20 protein-coding genes are annotated in these 16,086 nt (G+C 67.8%); 4 read left to right on the forward strand and 16 right to left on the reverse strand.

Features of this window, described 5'->3' with window-relative positions:
- The coding region (locus ACI6PP_RS13005) for a hypothetical protein (RefSeq protein WP_421112021.1) at positions 1-528 on the forward strand (528 nt) is incomplete at its 5' end.
- A gap of 189 nt (positions 529-717) precedes the next feature.
- Here ACI6PP_RS13005 and ACI6PP_RS13010 read toward each other — a convergent pair.
- The 7 genes from ACI6PP_RS13010 to ACI6PP_RS13040 all read right to left on the reverse strand — a co-directional run bounded on the left by ACI6PP_RS13010 (position 718) and on the right by ACI6PP_RS13040 (position 4,221).
- Positions 718-1,227 carry a GNAT family N-acetyltransferase gene (locus ACI6PP_RS13010; RefSeq protein ID WP_421112022.1) on the reverse strand — a complete coding sequence of 170 codons (510 nt, stop codon included), beginning with the start codon at positions 1,225-1,227 and terminating at the stop codon, positions 718-720.
- Positions 1,228-1,408: 181 nt separating this feature from the next.
- Positions 1,409-2,029: a histidine phosphatase family protein gene (locus ACI6PP_RS13015; RefSeq protein WP_421112023.1), complete on the reverse strand. Its 621-nt coding sequence runs from the start codon at positions 2,027-2,029 to the stop codon at positions 1,409-1,411.
- Between the two features lie 183 nt (positions 2,030-2,212).
- On the reverse strand, positions 2,213-2,542 hold the full coding sequence (locus ACI6PP_RS13020; protein ID WP_421112024.1) for a histone-like nucleoid-structuring protein Lsr2: 330 nt from the start codon (positions 2,540-2,542) through the stop codon (positions 2,213-2,215).
- A gap of 10 nt (positions 2,543-2,552) precedes the next feature.
- The gene (locus ACI6PP_RS13025; RefSeq protein ID WP_421112025.1) at positions 2,553-2,981 is read right to left on the reverse strand and encodes a helix-turn-helix domain-containing protein; all 429 of its coding nucleotides are present in this window, start codon (positions 2,979-2,981) and stop codon (positions 2,553-2,555) included.
- Positions 2,982-3,043: 62 nt separating this feature from the next.
- Positions 3,044-3,370 (reverse strand): hypothetical protein, encoded by a 327-nt coding sequence (locus ACI6PP_RS13030; RefSeq protein WP_421112026.1) that lies wholly within the window; start codon positions 3,368-3,370, stop codon positions 3,044-3,046.
- Between the two features lie 51 nt (positions 3,371-3,421).
- Complete coding sequence (locus ACI6PP_RS13035; RefSeq protein ID WP_421112027.1) at positions 3,422-3,628, reverse strand: hypothetical protein; 207 nt, start codon at positions 3,626-3,628, stop codon at positions 3,422-3,424.
- Positions 3,625-4,221 (reverse strand): single-stranded DNA-binding protein, encoded by a 597-nt coding sequence (locus ACI6PP_RS13040; RefSeq protein WP_421112028.1) that lies wholly within the window; start codon positions 4,219-4,221, stop codon positions 3,625-3,627. Before ACI6PP_RS13040 ends, ACI6PP_RS13035 begins: the two co-directional genes overlap by 4 nt.
- Positions 4,222-4,519: 298 nt before the next feature.
- Between ACI6PP_RS13040 and ACI6PP_RS13045 the strand changes: the two genes are divergently transcribed.
- Genes ACI6PP_RS13045 through ACI6PP_RS13055 form a run of 3 tightly spaced genes read left to right on the forward strand, consistent with a single transcriptional unit; the run spans position 4,520 to position 7,440 of the window.
- Entirely contained in the window at positions 4,520-5,014 is a 495-nt protein-coding gene (locus ACI6PP_RS13045; protein WP_421112029.1) for a MobC family plasmid mobilization relaxosome protein, read from the forward strand.
- A 26-nt stretch (positions 5,015-5,040) separates the two neighbouring features.
- Entirely contained in the window at positions 5,041-6,702 is a 1,662-nt protein-coding gene (locus tag ACI6PP_RS13050) for a relaxase/mobilization nuclease domain-containing protein (RefSeq protein WP_421112030.1), read from the forward strand.
- Positions 6,703-6,714: 12 nt separating this feature from the next.
- Positions 6,715-7,440 (forward strand): hypothetical protein, encoded by a 726-nt coding sequence (locus tag ACI6PP_RS13055; protein WP_421112031.1) that lies wholly within the window; start codon positions 6,715-6,717, stop codon positions 7,438-7,440.
- A gap of 156 nt (positions 7,441-7,596) precedes the next feature.
- Here ACI6PP_RS13055 and ACI6PP_RS13060 read toward each other — a convergent pair whose 3' ends face one another.
- From ACI6PP_RS13060 to ACI6PP_RS13100, 9 genes are all read right to left on the reverse strand, one after another.
- Positions 7,597-8,529 (reverse strand): S-4TM family putative pore-forming effector, encoded by a 933-nt coding sequence (locus ACI6PP_RS13060; RefSeq protein WP_421112032.1) that lies wholly within the window; start codon positions 8,527-8,529, stop codon positions 7,597-7,599.
- Positions 8,529-9,380, reverse strand: coding sequence for a CBASS oligonucleotide cyclase (locus ACI6PP_RS13065; protein ID WP_421112033.1), 852 nt, complete (start codon positions 9,378-9,380; stop codon positions 8,529-8,531). Before ACI6PP_RS13065 ends, ACI6PP_RS13060 begins: the two co-directional genes overlap by 1 nt.
- 12 nt (positions 9,381-9,392) lie before the next feature.
- Positions 9,393-9,881, reverse strand: a complete 489-nt coding sequence (locus ACI6PP_RS13070; RefSeq protein ID WP_421112034.1) for a hypothetical protein — start codon at positions 9,879-9,881, stop codon at positions 9,393-9,395.
- Between the two features lie 28 nt (positions 9,882-9,909).
- Entirely contained in the window at positions 9,910-10,389 is a 480-nt protein-coding gene (locus tag ACI6PP_RS13075) for a hypothetical protein (RefSeq protein ID WP_421112035.1), read from the reverse strand.
- A 1-nt stretch (position 10,390) separates the two neighbouring features.
- Positions 10,391-11,284 carry an AAA family ATPase gene (locus ACI6PP_RS13080; protein WP_421112036.1) on the reverse strand — a complete coding sequence of 298 codons (894 nt, stop codon included), beginning with the start codon at positions 11,282-11,284 and terminating at the stop codon, positions 10,391-10,393.
- 625 nt (positions 11,285-11,909) lie between these two features.
- Positions 11,910-12,341, reverse strand: a complete 432-nt coding sequence (locus ACI6PP_RS13085; protein ID WP_421112037.1) for a DUF4913 domain-containing protein — start codon at positions 12,339-12,341, stop codon at positions 11,910-11,912.
- A complete protein-coding gene (locus ACI6PP_RS13090) occupies positions 12,338-14,131 on the reverse strand; it encodes a type IV secretory system conjugative DNA transfer family protein (RefSeq protein WP_421112038.1) in 1,794 nt (597 codons plus the stop codon). Before ACI6PP_RS13090 ends, ACI6PP_RS13085 begins: the two co-directional genes overlap by 4 nt.
- Positions 14,132-14,151: 20 nt before the next feature.
- Positions 14,152-14,445 (reverse strand): hypothetical protein, encoded by a 294-nt coding sequence (locus ACI6PP_RS13095; protein ID WP_421112039.1) that lies wholly within the window; start codon positions 14,443-14,445, stop codon positions 14,152-14,154.
- Positions 14,442-16,079 (reverse strand): ATP/GTP-binding protein, encoded by a 1,638-nt coding sequence (locus ACI6PP_RS13100; protein WP_421112040.1) that lies wholly within the window; start codon positions 16,077-16,079, stop codon positions 14,442-14,444. Before ACI6PP_RS13100 ends, ACI6PP_RS13095 begins: the two co-directional genes overlap by 4 nt.
- Positions 16,080-16,086: the final 7 nt, after the last annotated feature.

Genomic DNA, 16,086 nt, shown 5'->3' on the forward strand with positions numbered 1-16,086 from the left:
GCCGAGGACTGGGACGCTGAGGTACTCGTCGACGCCTTGAGCGGCGGCCCGGCCCTGTTGCGCGTACTGGACGCGCTCGACCTGAGCTTCAGCGACACCGAGCCTTCAGAGTTTCCAGTCAGGCAGCAGGTGGCCCGCCAGATGGCCGAACAAGCCGCCGGGTATGCGCGCAGTCACCTCCTTGCCCAAGATGTGGCCGCGGATGACGGCGCATACTCGGCGCTGTCATTTGTCCGGCGCTACGGAAACGCCGACGGGTTTCGCACCTGGGTGGTGGACTCAATCGAGAACAGCCGGTTCTCCGCAGAGACCCTCGCGTCTCGGCTGGTGTCGACGAAGTGGCTGCTGGGAACAGATGCGGCACCAGAACTGGGCGAACTGGACCAAGAACTGTTCGCCCAGTTCGCCCCAGAAGACGATCCGTTGTATCGAACTGATGTCGACCCCGATGTCGACCCACGTAATCTGACGTGGCAGAACCGTCGCCGGTACGTGCGTGGCAGAGTCAGACCTCCCCGACCAACCTGAGCTGGCGGTCGCACCGCCGGACCGAGAGGGCTGGGCGTCGGCCTATTCCTCACCGTATGCGAGTCCGTTGGATCGACTGTCGGCGACGTGTCGCGTTAGATGATCGGGACCAGGCAAGCCAGCCAGACGCGCCAATCGAGCGGGTTCGCTTAACGATCGTCACGCGGGCTCGCTGAACCCCGCCGTGGGTCAGGTTCCTTGGTCATCGGTATCGAAGCTCAGCCAGACGTCTGGGGGCAGATCCGGTTTCCCAGGAACGGGCCGGCGCTCCTCGGTCACCTCGTTGAACCCAGAGTTGGACCAGCGACGCCAAAACCTTGCGGCCGTCGGATTCTCCTCTTGGAACGCAATGCTCCAGCGGCCAGGGAACCTATTCGTGAGTTCGGTGGCCAACCACCAGCCGAGCCCACTCGCTCGTGCCCCACGAGCCACGAAGAACGCGCGAACCCTTTTCGGCTGGCCCTCTCCCAAGCCCGCCACCAACGCAAAACCAGCAGGCACCCCACTAAGTCGGGTCAGACACACCGCGGCGGAGTCATCAGTCCAAGCCTCATCCAGCCAGCTCGACTTGAAGCGTCCCATCGCATCGGGCATCGTCCGGCGGAACTCTGACAAGTCGTAGGCGTAGAGCTGCCACAGTGACTCGACGACCCGCTGGTCAACGCCTCCCGCCACAACGAGCGACACGGTGCGATCCATGACGCAGATGTTGGCAGACCGACCGAACCGAGTCGAAGCGCCATGCAGATCGCGTGACCACGACGAGAACGGTGACCGCTCAGCGATTCCCTGCGAGCCGATGGCGAGGTTCGGCTGGTGAGCAGCGGGTAAGCGGCGTCGGGAGGCGTTCCCCGAAGGGGGTTTCGGTGTCGGCTCGTGCTCAGTCCAGGTGACGGGTGTCGTTCAGGCGTGTCACTGCACGGTTGTGGAAGTAGGCGTCTTCGACGAGGTGGGTGATGCTGCCTGCGCTGACTCTGAAGTTCACCACGTCGAGGCTGGTGATTGGCATGCCGATCCAGTGAGCGATGACTAACGTGGCGGTGCCGCCATGGGTAACAACCACCTTCTGCGGCGCCGGATCGGACATCAGTCGATCCATACCCGCGTACACGCGGCGCGCCCACTGCGCCTTGGTCTCGGCGCCGGGCACGCCTTCATCGTGGTCCATCCGCTCACCGTGGCGGGGTGGTGGAATGAACCGGGCCCGGAACCATGCATCAGGTCGGCCTTCGCCCTCACCGTAGGACTTCTCTCGAAGTTCGAACAGCGTCTGGACCTCGAGGCCCGTTTCAACCGAGATCGCTTCCGCGGTTTGAGTGGTGCGTCGCAGATCAGAACTGTAAAGCGCGGCGTCCTCGCCGATTTGCTCGCGGATGGCAACGGCGATCTGGCGCGCCTGCTTGAGACCTCGCTCGGTCAGGTGCGAATCAAACCAACCGCCGACACGATCCTCGACGTGGTGCGAAGCCTGGGGGTGGGTCACCATCAGGAGTTCACTCACCGGGTTATCCAAACAGACCAGCGTCAGATCGAGTTGTAGGCGACGGAGTGAACGGTGCTTCTCGCATCCCGCGTGACGATCGTCTACCGGCGCGTGAGCGGTCTTAGATCGATGGACTGGGTCGTTGTGTGCTCGTTGCTGAGCAGGCTCAGTGCGGCCTGAGGTGCGTGCTGAGGGCGTGGGTCAGTGTGCGGCGTCGTATGCGTCGTGCACGTTCTTGGGGATGCGGCCGCGGGCGGGGACGTCGTGACCATTCGCTTCTGCCCACGTGCGGATGTCGGCGGTGTTGGTGCTGTTCTTGGCCGGCGAGGTCTTGCGGGTGGTGGCCTTGGTGCCGCGGCGGCCGTTGGCGGTGTACTCGGCGAGGGCATCGCGCAGGGTGAGAGCCTCGTCGTCGGTGAGATCGATCTCGTAGGTGGTGCCGTCGAGGCCGAACTGGATGGTGGGGGTGTCTGTGTCGATGGGGTTGCCGGACAGGTCGGAGGTGTAGTGGATGACGGTGTTCTGTGCCATGGGGCGAAACCTACCGACGTTTGAGGTCCTCACGGGTGGCGTGCCAGGCGGCGTCGAGTGTGTGGGTGTCGGTGTTGAGGGCGTGGGCCCATTGGTCGGGTCGGGTGATGGGGGCGGCGCCGCGCAGGGTGCCTCCGATGGTGTTGGCGGTGAGATTGAGCTTGGTGGCGAGCTGGGCGACGGTGAGGCCGGCGTGCCATCGCAGCTCGTGCATCCGGGGCGGGTCCTGTAGTGGGGCGAGGTCGGTGGTGGCGACGTCGAGCGCGGCTGCGAGCGCGACCAGGTTCGCGGGTGTGGGGGCGTTGTTGGAGATGTAGCTGCGCACGGTGGCCACGTGGATGTCGGCGTCCATCGCGACCTGCTCGAGGGTGCGGCCGCGGTCGGCTCGGATCTGCTGGAACAGGTCCGGCCGCCAGGTAGTGAGTGTGAGTCGGGGCATGTCGTCTCCTGGGTGGGGATCGTTCGTGGTGGCAGTTGAGGTCGCCGAAGTCGCTCGCAGACCTACAGCCCACGCGCGGTCTGGGCGTCGTCCGGCGTCGCGGTCTCCTCGGTGCTGGTGGTCCTGGTTCGGCGGTTCGGTCCGCGCGGTCCGCGTCGCGTCTTACCCGGTGCGGCGAGTCCGACCTTGCGGAGTTCGTCGGGTGTCCAGCCGGCCTTGATGGCGGCGTCGTAGGCGGCCTTGTCGGCGGCCTCGGCGGTGCGCAGCTGCTCGGCCTGGGCGGCGACGTCGGCGCGGGCCCTGGCGAGGGTGCGGACGGCGTCGACGCGGGTGTCGAGGAGCTCTTTGGCTGCGTTCTCGATGGTCTGCAGGTCGAGGTCGGTGCTCATTCGGTCGCCTCCTGGTTTGTCCGGTTGGTGTGGGTTGGGAGTATGTCGCTCTCAGCGCCGGGTTCGGTGCTCCGGTCGTTGCTGGTGATGTCGCCATTCGCACAGCGCGGCGGGGGAGTAGCGGACCGTCTGGGTGTCGAAGCGGCTGTGCCGCGGCCCGGTTCCGTCGCGTCGCACCTGCTCGAGGTCGTCGACGCTCAGCCCGAGGCGGGCGGCGGCCTGGTCGGGGGTGAGCATCGGGGCCAGTGGCGCGGTCATGCGCTCGCCGCCAGGTCGTCACGGCCGGTGCTGGGGCGCGGGTTCTTGGTGACGTCGACCGTTGCGTGTGCGAGCGATGCGCCGACGACGTCGGCCACCACGGTGTCGGCGTAGCGGGTCTGGCCGTCACGTTCGTAAGTGTCGGTCCGGGCGTGCCAGACCACGACCAGCTGGGTGCCGGCGGTGAGCGTGGCGAGGTTCTCTGCGAGCCGGCGCCAGGCCTTGGCCCGGTGGCGCGTCGGTGTGGCGTCACGCCAGTGGTCGTCGGTGCCTGGGACCCGCACCCGCCGGTTGGCCAGCACCACGGCGGTGGTCACTGCGGTGCCGTTGGGCGTGAACTGCAGCTGCGGGTCGGCGGCCAGGTTCGGGTGGATGGTGACGGTGTTCAGGGTCATCGTGTGCTCCTCGTGTCGGTGGTGCTCTGGTAGGTGTTTGTCCCCGGTTGGGGTCTCGTCGTCGGCCTCCAGGCGGTCCCCAGCACAGGGGTGCTGCCTGAGGGCGCGCCTGCGGCGCCGTGACCGTTTTTCCTCCGGCTCCCGATGAAGTCCGCCCATGCCGATCACCAGGTGCGCAGGGGTGACCCGCAGGGTCATCGCGCAGCGACGCGAAGCGCCCTTGCGCTCCTGGGGATCGGCATCAAGATGGGCGGCTCGGGAGCAGGAGGATTCACCAACAACTGCGTGCCCGAAGGGCACTTGTCCTCGCGAGACGGGGAGGCCCCCCGCCACACTGCTAGCGGAACGTGGCGGGAAGCAAGCTAAGGTACGAGGTGCCCTGGTACCCGTCATCCCTGGACCTGGCGGTCCCGGGCTGTCACACTGGGGTGTGGAACTGCCCTGGCGGGCTCGCTGCGCTGGGCTGAAGACGGGACGAGTGACGAGGGGCCAAGAGATGACCGACGAGCCGCAGACGGGCGCTGAGGCCGCACCGCCTGGCCGTCGGCGGTTGGGTGTGCCGCAGGTGCGCAAGCCGGGGTCGCCGCGCACGATCGTGCACAAGGTGAAGGTGACCGAGGACCAGGAGTACCGCCTGGTCGTGAAGGCCGCTGAGCGCGACATCACGGTGTCGCGGTTGCTGGTCGAGTCCGCTCTGTCGGGTGGATCGGAGGCAGCGAAGACCAAGGCCGTGCTGGCCAGTGAGCTGTTTCGGGTGGTGCGGTTGCTGGGGAAGGTGTCGGTGAACATCAACCAGATCGCGCGGGCGACGAACGCGACGCTGGAGACCCAGCCCGATACCGCGCCGGCGATTCAGGCGCTGGGCCGCGTCTGTGACCGGTTGACGCAATTGCTCGAGGACATGGACCACCCTGTCGGTGACATCTACTCGGGCTTCCCGGGTGACACCGGTCAGCGTCCGAGCGCGTCGTCTGGCGGTGGCATGTCGTGATACCGAACGTGGTCAAGGGAGGCGACATGCGGGGCCTGGTGCAGTACCTCGCGGGGCCCGGCAAGGCGAACGAGCACGACAACCCGCACGTGGTATCCGGTGACGTCCACCTGATGGCCTGGTACGGCAACGAGCAGCTGGACCGGGCCGGCGCGAACGACATCGCGGACTATCTCGACAAGCCCCGGGTGACGTTCGGTACCGAGGTCAGGTCGCAGGTCACGGCGCTCGACCCGGTGACCGAGCGCAAGACGGTGATGGGCTACCGGGACCAGCACGTGTGGCACTGCTCGCTGTCGCTGGCGGCCGACGAGGGCGCGTTGTCCGAGGAGAAGTGGGATCAGGTCGCGCGCGACTTCATGGACCAGATGGGGTTCACCGAGGAGGGGTCGGGCAAGTCGCCGGCCAGGTGGGTCGCGATCCACCACGGCGCGTCCGCGAAGGGCAACGACCACATTCACATCGCGGCGTCGGCGGTGCGTGAGGACGGCACCCGGTGGGGTGGGGAGTACCTGGACTACAAGCGCGCCCAGGACGCGTGCCGGGAGATCGAGAAGGCCCACGGGCTGCGCACCGTCGCCGGCCGCGAAGCTGGTTTGTCGGTGCGTGGCGAGAAGGCCGCCGAGCGCGCTGCGGCCGAGCGTGCCGGGATGACGAACACCGCACCGGTCGAGCTCGCACACCGCGTCCGCGCTGCGGCCGTGGCATCGGCCGACGAGGCCGAGTGGGTCCGCCGAGTGCGCGCCTCGGGTGTGGTCGTGAAGCCGTACTACGCCAAGGGCACCACCGACGTCGTCACCGGCTACAAGGCGGCACTGAAGCCCGCCGAGTACAACGACAAGCTCGTGTTCTACGGAGGCGGACGCCTGGGCAAGGACCTGTCGCTGCCACGCATCCGCGAGGGCTTCGAGACACCCACGCTCGAGCAGGCCGACGCAGCGTCGGCCGAGTGGTCGGCGGCCGCGAGGGGTCAGGCCCCGGCCGCTCAATCTGGCCGCGAGCACGCGCAGCTGGCCGGGTCGGCGTCGCTCGAGGCGTCCAAGCGGTTGGCGGCGTTCAACGACCGCCTGGCGCGCATCGAACCGGGCGACGATCTGGCATGGGCCGACGCGGCACGCGACGTCTCGGGGGCGCTGTCGGCGTGGGCCAGGTTCGACACCGACAACCGCGACGAGCTGAACGCGGCGGCGCGTCAGGTGGCGCGCTCGGCGCAGGTGAGCAGACGTGCGACCAGCCCCCGCCCACGCGACAAGGCGTCCGCGATGGGTGCTGCGTTTGTGCTGATGCAAGCACGCACCGACGGCAAAGGAACGGTCGCTGGCATGCTGCTAATGAAGCAGCTGGTCGCGACCGCGACGGCGCTGCGTGACCGCCAGGCGGCCGCCCGGCAGATGGCCGAGGCGCGCGCGACTCACGCCCGAGCGGTGCAGCGACTGGCGATGGTGCCGATGGCCGGGTACGGCGACGAGCGCAGCGTCGTGGACACGTCCGACGTCGAGCGGGACGTCGCGCTCGGACAGCGACTCCAGGCCGCTGGACGGGGTACACCGCGCCCCGGCAGCCAGGCACCTGTGGTGGGCACACCGAGCGTCGACGGAGCACCGGACCCGCTGCCCAGGACACCTGGTCAGCGCCCCGGTTCACGCGCACCTGGTGCGGGTAGAAAGCCTGATGGGTACGACCGATGAAGGGGGCAGGCGATGGCTGACGATGTGGTGGACGAGGTCCAAGGCGTCTCGATGTTGACGCTCACGAGCGCAGCGCGGGTGACCGAGACGCTGCTGCGATCGTCACAGGACCGCGCGCTCCACCAGGCGCAGGAACAGCGGGAGGCGTCGGACGAGGCCCGGGAGCGTTACGAGGCTCAGGCGCGCGTGGCCGAGCAGACCTACCGCCGCGCCGCCGAGCCGGACTTCGCGCGCGAGCAGACCCAGGACGTCGTCGTGAAGGCCTGGCACGGGGCGCAGAACTGGAAGGACCTCGAGCCCGAGCGGTTCGGCGCGTACGCCGACCGGATCAACGACAACATCCGTACCGAGTACGGCGTCGACCTGGCCGACACCGCCGACCGGCTCGGAGACCGGACGATGGCCGCGGACCTCGGTGAGATGAAGATCCAGCAAGCGCGCGGCGTCGACGAGGACGAGCCGAAGCTCGACGTCGATCAGGCCGCAGACCTTGAGGCCGACCCCGGTGTCACCACCGGCATGGAGTGGGACAGCCAGACCGCGCGAGACGCGCGCGATGCGCAGCTCGACCACCCCGACGTGCCCGACGACATCCGGGCAGCTGCGCGTGTGGTCGACCACCAACGAGGAACAGACCCAGCTCTTGCGGCCAGCGCCGGCACGGGCCCCGAAGATGCAAAGGCCCGGAACGTTTCGCGCGGCCGGGGCCGTGGACGCGTCAGAAACCTAGGAAGATAGTGCCTGCTGACCTTGGGCCAGGCTGCGCTCTGTGAACTCCCATCCACGGCCTCGGTCGGGGGTGGGACTTGCGCAAGGCCAGCTGCGCGAGACCGTGGCTGCCATTAGCAACCCCGCCCGGAATCAATGGTCGGTCACCGGCGTATGCGTAGACGATCAGTTCGTGATGTTGGCTTGGACGGCCTGCTCGATGTACACGTTGGTGCTCTGCCGCATGCTGGCCTCGTAGGTGTTGCGACGCCAGTTGTCGAACCAGTCGGGAACGCTCGCATTGCCGGCCCGCATGGACAAGATTCGATCCTGGATGTCGCGGCAGTCAGCGATGCTCAAGGTCGCCGGGTCGACGAGCGCCCCCTCCCAAGCCTGACGGACCTTGGCCTCGGCCTTTTCCTTGTCATCCGCGCTCGTGCGGTGGTCCCGACTGAGTTCGAAGACGCCCTGGACCGGTGCTAGCAGGGGAAGGACCACTAGCAGACCGTCATCCACAAGCCACCCGATGAGCACGGTGACGGCGACGAGGGCAAGAAGAATTACGATCAGGAACGCCGAGTACTGGCGATGGGATGCGGTGCCCCAGCCGAGATTGCTGCGCTGGCAGACCAGGATGTCGAACGGGCGAGGAAGGGGTCCCGTTCGCGGATACCACCGCGCCATGCGCTCGCCCTCGTAGCGCTCAGCGGCCTCGGCGACCGTGGTGGCCGAGGGATGGTCCACCGCGCTCGGCTTCCAGGGAAGGTCGTACACGTAGCAGTCGAACTCCTCTTGGGTGGCGACCGCATCGTTGCGACGTCGTCGCTCGGGCACGAACGCCAGCACCGACCAGAGGAAACTCACCACGACACCGGCCACGCCGATCACGGTTCGAGCGTCGGGAAGGGCGAGTCCGAGAAGTACGGATAGCCCGGCGAGCGCTGCGGTGACGGGTAGGCGGAGCTTGCGGATGTTCTCGGCGTCGCTGTACAGCCGGGATTGAGCCTTGAGGAACCGCTGTGCGTGCGGCGTCTCTTGACGCTGGTTGATCGGTCCGGGGTCGTACTTCTCTGCTTCGTCGTCCGTGGTCGGGTCGTCGTCCGACGGTTCCGCTGTCATCAGCCCGGCATCCTAGAGCCGAACAAGGTCTTCCATTTGGCGACCGCCGCGCGTTCTTGACCCTCGTTCTCTAGGAGGATGGCTTCCTCGGCGACCGCATGCCAGGTGCGGAACGCGTTCTGGTGCGCGGTGCGCTCCCAGGGCTGTGCGCTGCCGTTGACGTCCGGTCCGAGCCCTGCCGGGTCGGGCCAGTCCTCAAGGGCGGCGTCGACCGCGGCCGCAAGGAAGAATCGGACCTCGTCCTGGTACCGCCCGAGCGGTGCCTGGACGAGGTCGAGGGCCATGACCTCGATCAGGAACGACGGCGAGATGGGCTCGCCAGCCTCCCGGTTCATCCCTTTGATCATCTTTACCAGGGGTACGAACTTGCTTCCGCACGCCTGGTTCTTGGCGCTGACCATCTCTGCGTGCTTGTTCGGGTTGGTCTCCATCCAGCCAGCGCCATTGGGGATCTTGTAACCCTCGGCGGTGCCGAACGCCGGCGCGACCTCGTAGGAGGCCACGTCCTCCCCGGCGTAGGCGACGGTCACGACTGTCTCGTCCGTGGAGACATCGCTCCACTTGGTGCCCAGTACCTCTGCGAGCGCGTCAACTGCGGCCGTCCCCGACCCCGAGGCCAAGTCGCCCTGGTCGCCCTCAGGGTCGATGACGACGAACAGGTCGACGTCCTTAAGCTTCTTGGTCTTGGTGTGCCGGTCGTAGCTGCCGGTGAGAAAGTCGGCGCTGAGGCTCCAGCGCGTGCGGATGTGGTCGCGGATGAGAACGTGACGGCTTTGGGCGAGCTTCTGCTCCGCGGCGGTGATCTCGAGATTGGTCTTCAGGCCGGCGAATGCGTCGTCGATGAGAGTCATGGATGGCTCAATTCAGCTGTGGATGCGGGTGGTGGCGGTCGCGTCCGGGCCGCCTGCGAGCGTTCCGACGGTGCGGCTGCGTAGACCGGAGGTGGAGGCCTTGCTGCCGGGGCTCCAGCCGGCCTGGGGGGAGTGCCAGTGGCTGTTGAAAGAGCAGAACAAGCGGTACGTCGTGCCGGCGGGGACCTCATCAAGCTTCGCCATGTACTTGAGCAGCGAGGCGTTGTCGGCGACGAACTTCCGGTCGCCGACACCCCCATTTGTGTAGCTGACGTCGAAGTCGAAGACGGGCTTGACGACGCCATCGGGCCGGTGGCACTCCAGTGCGACCGTCTTGAGGGTTCCTTCCTCGATCCACGCGCTGATGGCAGCGCAGTCCTGGGTCCAGTCGCTGTAGAAGCGGTTCGTGTTGATCTTCAGCGCGGCGAGGATGTCGCCGACGGAGGACATGATGACGTCCGACAGGTGGTTCGCGGTGTGCGTCCGCGTCAGAGCGTGCACGCCGACAGATGAGCTCGTCATGGCTGCCTCACATCCGCCGCAGAGCAGCAGGGTCGATGGTGTACGACCGCGAGGCGGTTGCCGAGGCCGACTCGGTCGCTGCCGGCGGCTTGCCGGAGATGAGGTGAGCGTCGTCCGAGCAGGCTGCACCGACGATCTCTCGCAGGTGCAGAGGCGACGGGACATACAGACGCCACGCCTCCGGCGCGCTTCCCGCTCCGGGTAGCGGGTTGAGGTGCTCTTCAATCGCAAAAGCGTCGTCGCCCCGCACCGCGAAGATGTTGACGTTGAGGTCGCCGGCGACTAGCACGAGCGCGTTGGTTGCCAGGTAGCCGCTGGCGATCAGGGACGGGACGACGCCGTCCAGCGGCGCTAGGGCTGCCCGGACCGAGGAGTCGGGCACCTGTGAACTCTTCTCGAGGCTGTCGGCGAGCAGGGTCTTCACCACGTTCCACGCCTCACCCGCCGGCCGGACGGGCGACGCCGCGATCTTGCGGGTGCGTTCCATCTCAGCCCACCTCCGTCTTCGCCGTGTGGGCCGCCATGACCCGCTCTGCAGCGACTCGCAGGTCCGCGAGCGTGAGCTTGTTCGGGTCCAGGGTCGTCTCCGTGCGGGCGAGCATGGCCGTCGAGACGAGCTTGCGCAGACCACGTCCGTCGATTCCCTCGAGCTTGCCTGCAACCTTGGCCAGGCCAGAGTCCTTGGCTAGACGACCCAGCGCCGGGTAGGCGGCACTGAAATCAGTAAGCGTGGCAGCCAGAATCGCCTGGACAGCGTCCTTGGTTGGCAGCGGCACGGTCACCACGATGTCGGCGCGAGACACGAACGCCTCGTCGAGCGCCTCGATGAAGTTGCTGGTCGCCACGGTGAAGACGTGCGGCGCGCATGCCGCGACGTCGTCCAGCGCAGTCAGAACGGCGTCGGTCGCACGGTGCACATCGGCCGGGTTGGCCTGCAGGGACGCGGCGCCGCGGGCGACGGCCATGGATTCGACCTCGTCGAGCAGCACGATGGTCGGGGTGCCGTCCGCGGCGAGGTCCGGGATGTGTTCGGCGAGCAGGCGGGAGACGCGCTGCTGGCTCTGGCCGTGCTCGGCGCTCATCAGGCCGTGGGGGTTGACCTCAATGAATCGGGCCTTGTCGTCGCCGACTAGTGCGGCGACCTGCTGGGCAAGGCCACGCGCGAGCGTGGTCTTCCCGGTGCCCGGCGGGCCGGTCAGCAAAGCGAGCCCGTGCAGGGCGGTGGCGTGGAAAGGCAGTCTGGTGCGCAGATTCAACCCGAGCGCGACCGAGCGGACGAGCTGCTGCTTGATGTCGGCGTCGACGATGATCGACTTCCACATGCCGTCGTACCGGCTATCGGGGACCATATCGTTGCGCACGACGCACTCAGCGATATCCATGGGTCACCCCCGTGAGGGTGTCGAACATCGGCGGGCAGAACTGGGGCCGCAGAGGACCAAAAGAGATCAGGATTCTCATGGGTTTCCTTGGTTTCGGAAGCGAGGTTGCTCCGCGAAGGTCCAAGAACCGGTGATGTTGATCTCGGTCAGAAAAGCGCGTAGGGGTACGCAACTGCTGGCGGTAGTCCTACACTGGCAAGCGACCAAGCATCACCATGTAGGCCCTGGATCAGACATCACGTCGACTCCGGGGCCTTCGTGCGTCTTGGACTCTGAAATTTTTGACTGCTACACCACGGTGGGTGACGAGTCCATTCTGACACCTGGCACCGACGGAGTTGCAGAAGTAATCACAACACTGTAGTTATCCACAGCCTACCTGATAGCTCCGGCAGGTCACCACTAGATCTGGACGTAGGCAAGGCGTTAAGCCCCACATATTCGGAGACGGCCCTCTGCCCACTCAGATCAATTCGCGTTCAGGCCCCGGGCCGAAGTCACACGAGTCCCTGCGATCACAGACGCCCCAACTTTTCCACAGGCCCGTTACCAAATCGTTACATAAATGTCTGGATTGTCAGGTGGTCGAGACCATGCGCGTGCGCGTCGGTCCCAGGGCGTTCTCTCAGGCGCCGGTTCTCTGGTGCTGTCGGAGCTGTGCTGGCGCGCTGTGAGTGGGCAAGGTGACGAACGGCGTGTGTGTGGTGTCGTCGCAGCTGCGAAAGGTGCCTTCTGTGTCGGTGAGGGCGGTCATGGTGGGTTCGGCGTGGTTGATCCACCAGACGGACATGCCGGTACCGGGTGTGAGTCGCAGGGTCTCGAAGGCCTGCCAGAGCGCGTCGAGCCGAGACAGTGCCTCGGGGTGCCGGTACCACTGGGCGCACCACCGGAAGTCGGTTCGCTGGCGCTTGACGGGCCGGCCGTAGACGTACGCCAGGTACTCGTCGACGAACGAGTACACGTCGGAGAAGTGGTTGACCGGCTCGCCGTCGGCGGGTGCTGGCACGTCGTCCCGCTGCGGTGGTCCTGGGACGGTGAGGCCGTCGTCGAGGCTCATCGCTCGATCGGTCCGACGTCCCACGGCGACCGCGCCGGGGTGGGGCCGGCGGTCGGGTCGACCACGGCGGCGACCGCGGCCGGGCGGCGCCGGGCACGCACGGGATCATGCTGCTCGAGCGAGGCCTCGACCCGGGCACGCAGGTCCTTGGTCTGCTTGAACCAAGGGACCACCTTGACCAGGGCCGGACGGATGCCCGACCCGATCACCACGGCGCGGCCGCGGGGAAGTGCGCCGAGCTCTGAGACGGTCAAGACCGGCTTGTCGGTCACGCTCCTCGAGCGGGACCGGCCGCCGCGGCCGGTCGACGTCGAACCGGTCTGGTGCTCGTAGGTGCCGATCAGGTCCGACATCTGGCGCAGAAGCTCGGTGTTGTAGACCCCGCCGCCGTAGATCTTCACATTCGCGGTCGACCAGAGCTTGTTCCAGCCGTGCTTGCCCCAGATCTCCTCGGCCTGGTCCGGCGACTGCAGGACGGTCATCAAGATGATGCCGCGCGAGCCGTAGTGGGAGTACTTGGAGTCCAGCTCGGTGAGACGGCAGACGTTCGCGGCCTCGTCGAGCAGCCCGACCAACGGGACCGGCATGCGTCCCTCCTCGGTGGCGTACTCCTCCGCCGCGTCGAACACCGCCATCGTGAGCGCGCCGACCAGCGGTCCGGCCGAGCCGTTGCCGTCCTTGGACAGCGCGTAGAGGGTGTCGGTGGAACGCACGTAGGTGTGCGGGTCGAAGCGTTGTGCGCGGGCGTCGGCCGGGGGTGTCACCCAGGCCATCATCCGCCGATTGGTGCAGAAGCTCATCACCTGCTGCGCGGTGCCGTAGACGCCGTCGCGCTGGCGGTCCGACAGGTGCGCCTTGGCGTACAGGTCGTCGGCCTGAGTGGGATAGCCGTGGTTGCGTAGTGTGTCGACGGGGTGCTCGTCAGTCGGCGTGACGAGCCAGGAATACACGGTGGGCAATGTTCGACGCTCGCAGGCCGCCGCGAGGAGCAGGTTCGCGATCAGCGACACCGCGGCGTCGTCGAAGTACGGAGTCTTGTGCCCCGGCGTGCGGGTCGACTCGGCGATCTGGCGGGCCATCCGTTCGGCGCGGGACTCATCGGTGACGTACGTCAACGGGTTCCACCAGCAGCCCACCGGCTCGTCGGCGACGCCCTGGGGATCGAACACCCACACCTGGCCGATCTGCGCCCGGGCGCCGCGGGTGTGGTCCAGGACGCCGCGCTTGTTCTCCGTAATCAGGCACGCGCCGGGCGCGGCGAGCGCGAGCGGGATCGTGTACGACGACGACTTCATGGTCCTCGGGCCGGCCATCAGGACGATCATGTCTTCCCAGGAGGACCAGAACCGGGCCTTGGACGGCAGGTGCAGCCCGAGCGGGAGACCGATGCCGGTCTGGCTCGGTGCGACGACGAGGCCGGCGGCCTTCTTGGTGGTCGACTTGTGGGTGTAGGCGTCGATCTCGCGGCGGGTGGCCATGTGGCGGGCTGCGGCGTCGATCGGCACCGGGCGGCCACGGACGAGCGCCACGGCCAGTGCGACGAGCGCGACTACGAGCAGCACGGCGACGCCCGTGCCCACCGCGATGATCGTGGTCGCGGTGGTCCAGGCCAGGTCGCCGGAGGCGAGCCCGATCGCGATGTTGGCCGGGTTGACCGGCGGGTCCTGTCCGGTCCAGGACAGAGCCGCATAGGTGACGGCCCAGCCGGTCAGGCCGAGCACGATGGCGCCGCCGATGAGGAAGGCCTCGTCGTTGGTGCCGGTCGGGGTGCTGCTGGCGGGTCGGACCATCGGTGCGCTCCTGGGTGGGGTCAGGTGGTGCGGGGGCGGCCGGTGAACTGCTTGCGGGCGATGCGCCACCGGGCGGGGGAGTAGTCGCCGTTGGTGCACAGTGCGGTCAGGTGAGCCGCGCAGCTGGCATCGCCGTGCTCGTCGAGCAGGGCTGCGGGGGTGAAGCGGTCGGTGTTGAGGATCCAGCCGCTGACCAGGCGCCGGCGGTCGGCCTTGGTGGTGTGGTCCGGTGAGGCCTGGGCGGCCTTCTCCAGCAGCCGCAGCAGGGAGGTCGCTTCGGCCTCGAGAAACGTGAGGTGCTGGTTGGTCGTCACGGGCCCAGTGTTTCTGGTGCAGGGGAGGAGAAGTGGGCGCCGGCGATCCAGCGGGTGTTGGTGTCGTGCATGGCGAGCTCGGCGCCGGTGAGCTTGACCTGGGTCTGGATGCCGGCGCGTTCGCCCACCTTGATCAGGACCTTCCCGGCCCCTGGTGGGGGTGCGGGGCGGGTGATGCCGGTGAGGGGGTCGCGGATCATCGGCTGCTTCCACCCGGCCGGGGTCGACCAGGACGCCACGGTGCGCATCTCGACCTCGGACATGCGCTTGACCTCGGACAGTGCCCGCAGGTCGTCCATCGCCAGGCCGGCGGTGACAACGATCGAGGAGCGCTCGGCGAAGCCGCGGGCCTTGCGGGCGTCGGCCGCCGACGTCATCGACTCCATGTCCTTGAGGGAGTGGGTGATGAAGATGTTGCCCACGCCGTCGTTGCGGTTCAGGCGGGTGAGGCCGTCGAGCTTGTCGACCAGGCCGGCGCCCTCGATGCGCAGCATCTCCCACATCTCGTCCATCACCATCAGGTAGTGCTTCTGCGGTGCCTTCCCGGCCTCGGCCAGCGCGTTGGCGGCCTCGACCGAGGCGTAGCCCTCGGACCAGGTGGCGAGCATGATCGCGGCCTTCACGTCGTCTGAGTGCCGGCGGATCGCGGACACGTCGACGACCACGCCGGGGGCGTCGAGGTCGATCCTGTTGGTGGTCTGACCGGAGAAGGTGCGCCCGATCGCGCCGTCCAGGAGCGCCTCGAGCGACCTGGCGAGGCGCTTGGTCGAGGACAGGAACTCGGCCCGGTCGCCGGCGAGCGCGGCCCGGATCATCTGGTCGTCGGGGTTGACCATCAGGCGGGCCAGGTCAGGCAGCGTCGGCGGCAGCTGGCCGGCGGCGCGGTGCGCGGTGACGAGCTGACGGATGCCGCGGGTGACGAGGGTGTTCTCCCAGTCCTCGAGCGGCTGGCGGCGGACGATCTGCACCAGGGCGGTCACCAGGGTGACCGACCGGTCGATCGCCTGCTCGCGCAGGACGTCGCCGGCCTCGCCGCCGATGCGGTCGGCGGCGTCGCCCATCGCGCCGGGGTCCAGGACGTTGATGCGCTCAGTGTCGCCGACGCGGATTACCGAACCGCCGATCGCGCGGATGACCTGGACGTACTCGGCCTTCATGTCGCCCAGGACGAGCGGAGTGACGCCCTGGTCGGCCAGGCCGAGGATCTGACGGACGGTCCACGACGACTTGCCCAGTCCCTGCAAACCAAGGACGAGCATCGAGGGTGAGGAGATCAGGCCGTGACGGAAGAAGTTGATCGGGTCGCAGCACACGGTGGTGCCGGTGGTCAGGTCGTGACCGACCGGGACGCCGACCACCGGGCGGCCTGAGCCGCCGGAGAAGGGCCACAGGCCGCAGACCTGGACGGAGGTGCCGCGGTAGGACGGCGGGACGGGTAGGACGTTCCAGGCGCCGCCACCGGCGCCGCGCCACCCACGCGGACCCATCGAACCACCCAGGCCCACCGACCCGCCAGCGCCGCGACTCTTGTCGGTCTTGGGTGCCGTCGATGGTGCCGGCGTCGGCGCGAGGTCGGCGCGGCGCCGTCCGAGCCGTGCGAGTCCGAGCTTGGGGCGCGGGGGACTGAGGGTCATGTGCGGC

This window comes from Solicola agrisoli, from assembly GCF_049059935.1.
GTDB lineage: Bacteria > Actinomycetota > Actinomycetes > Propionibacteriales > Nocardioidaceae > JAURVT01.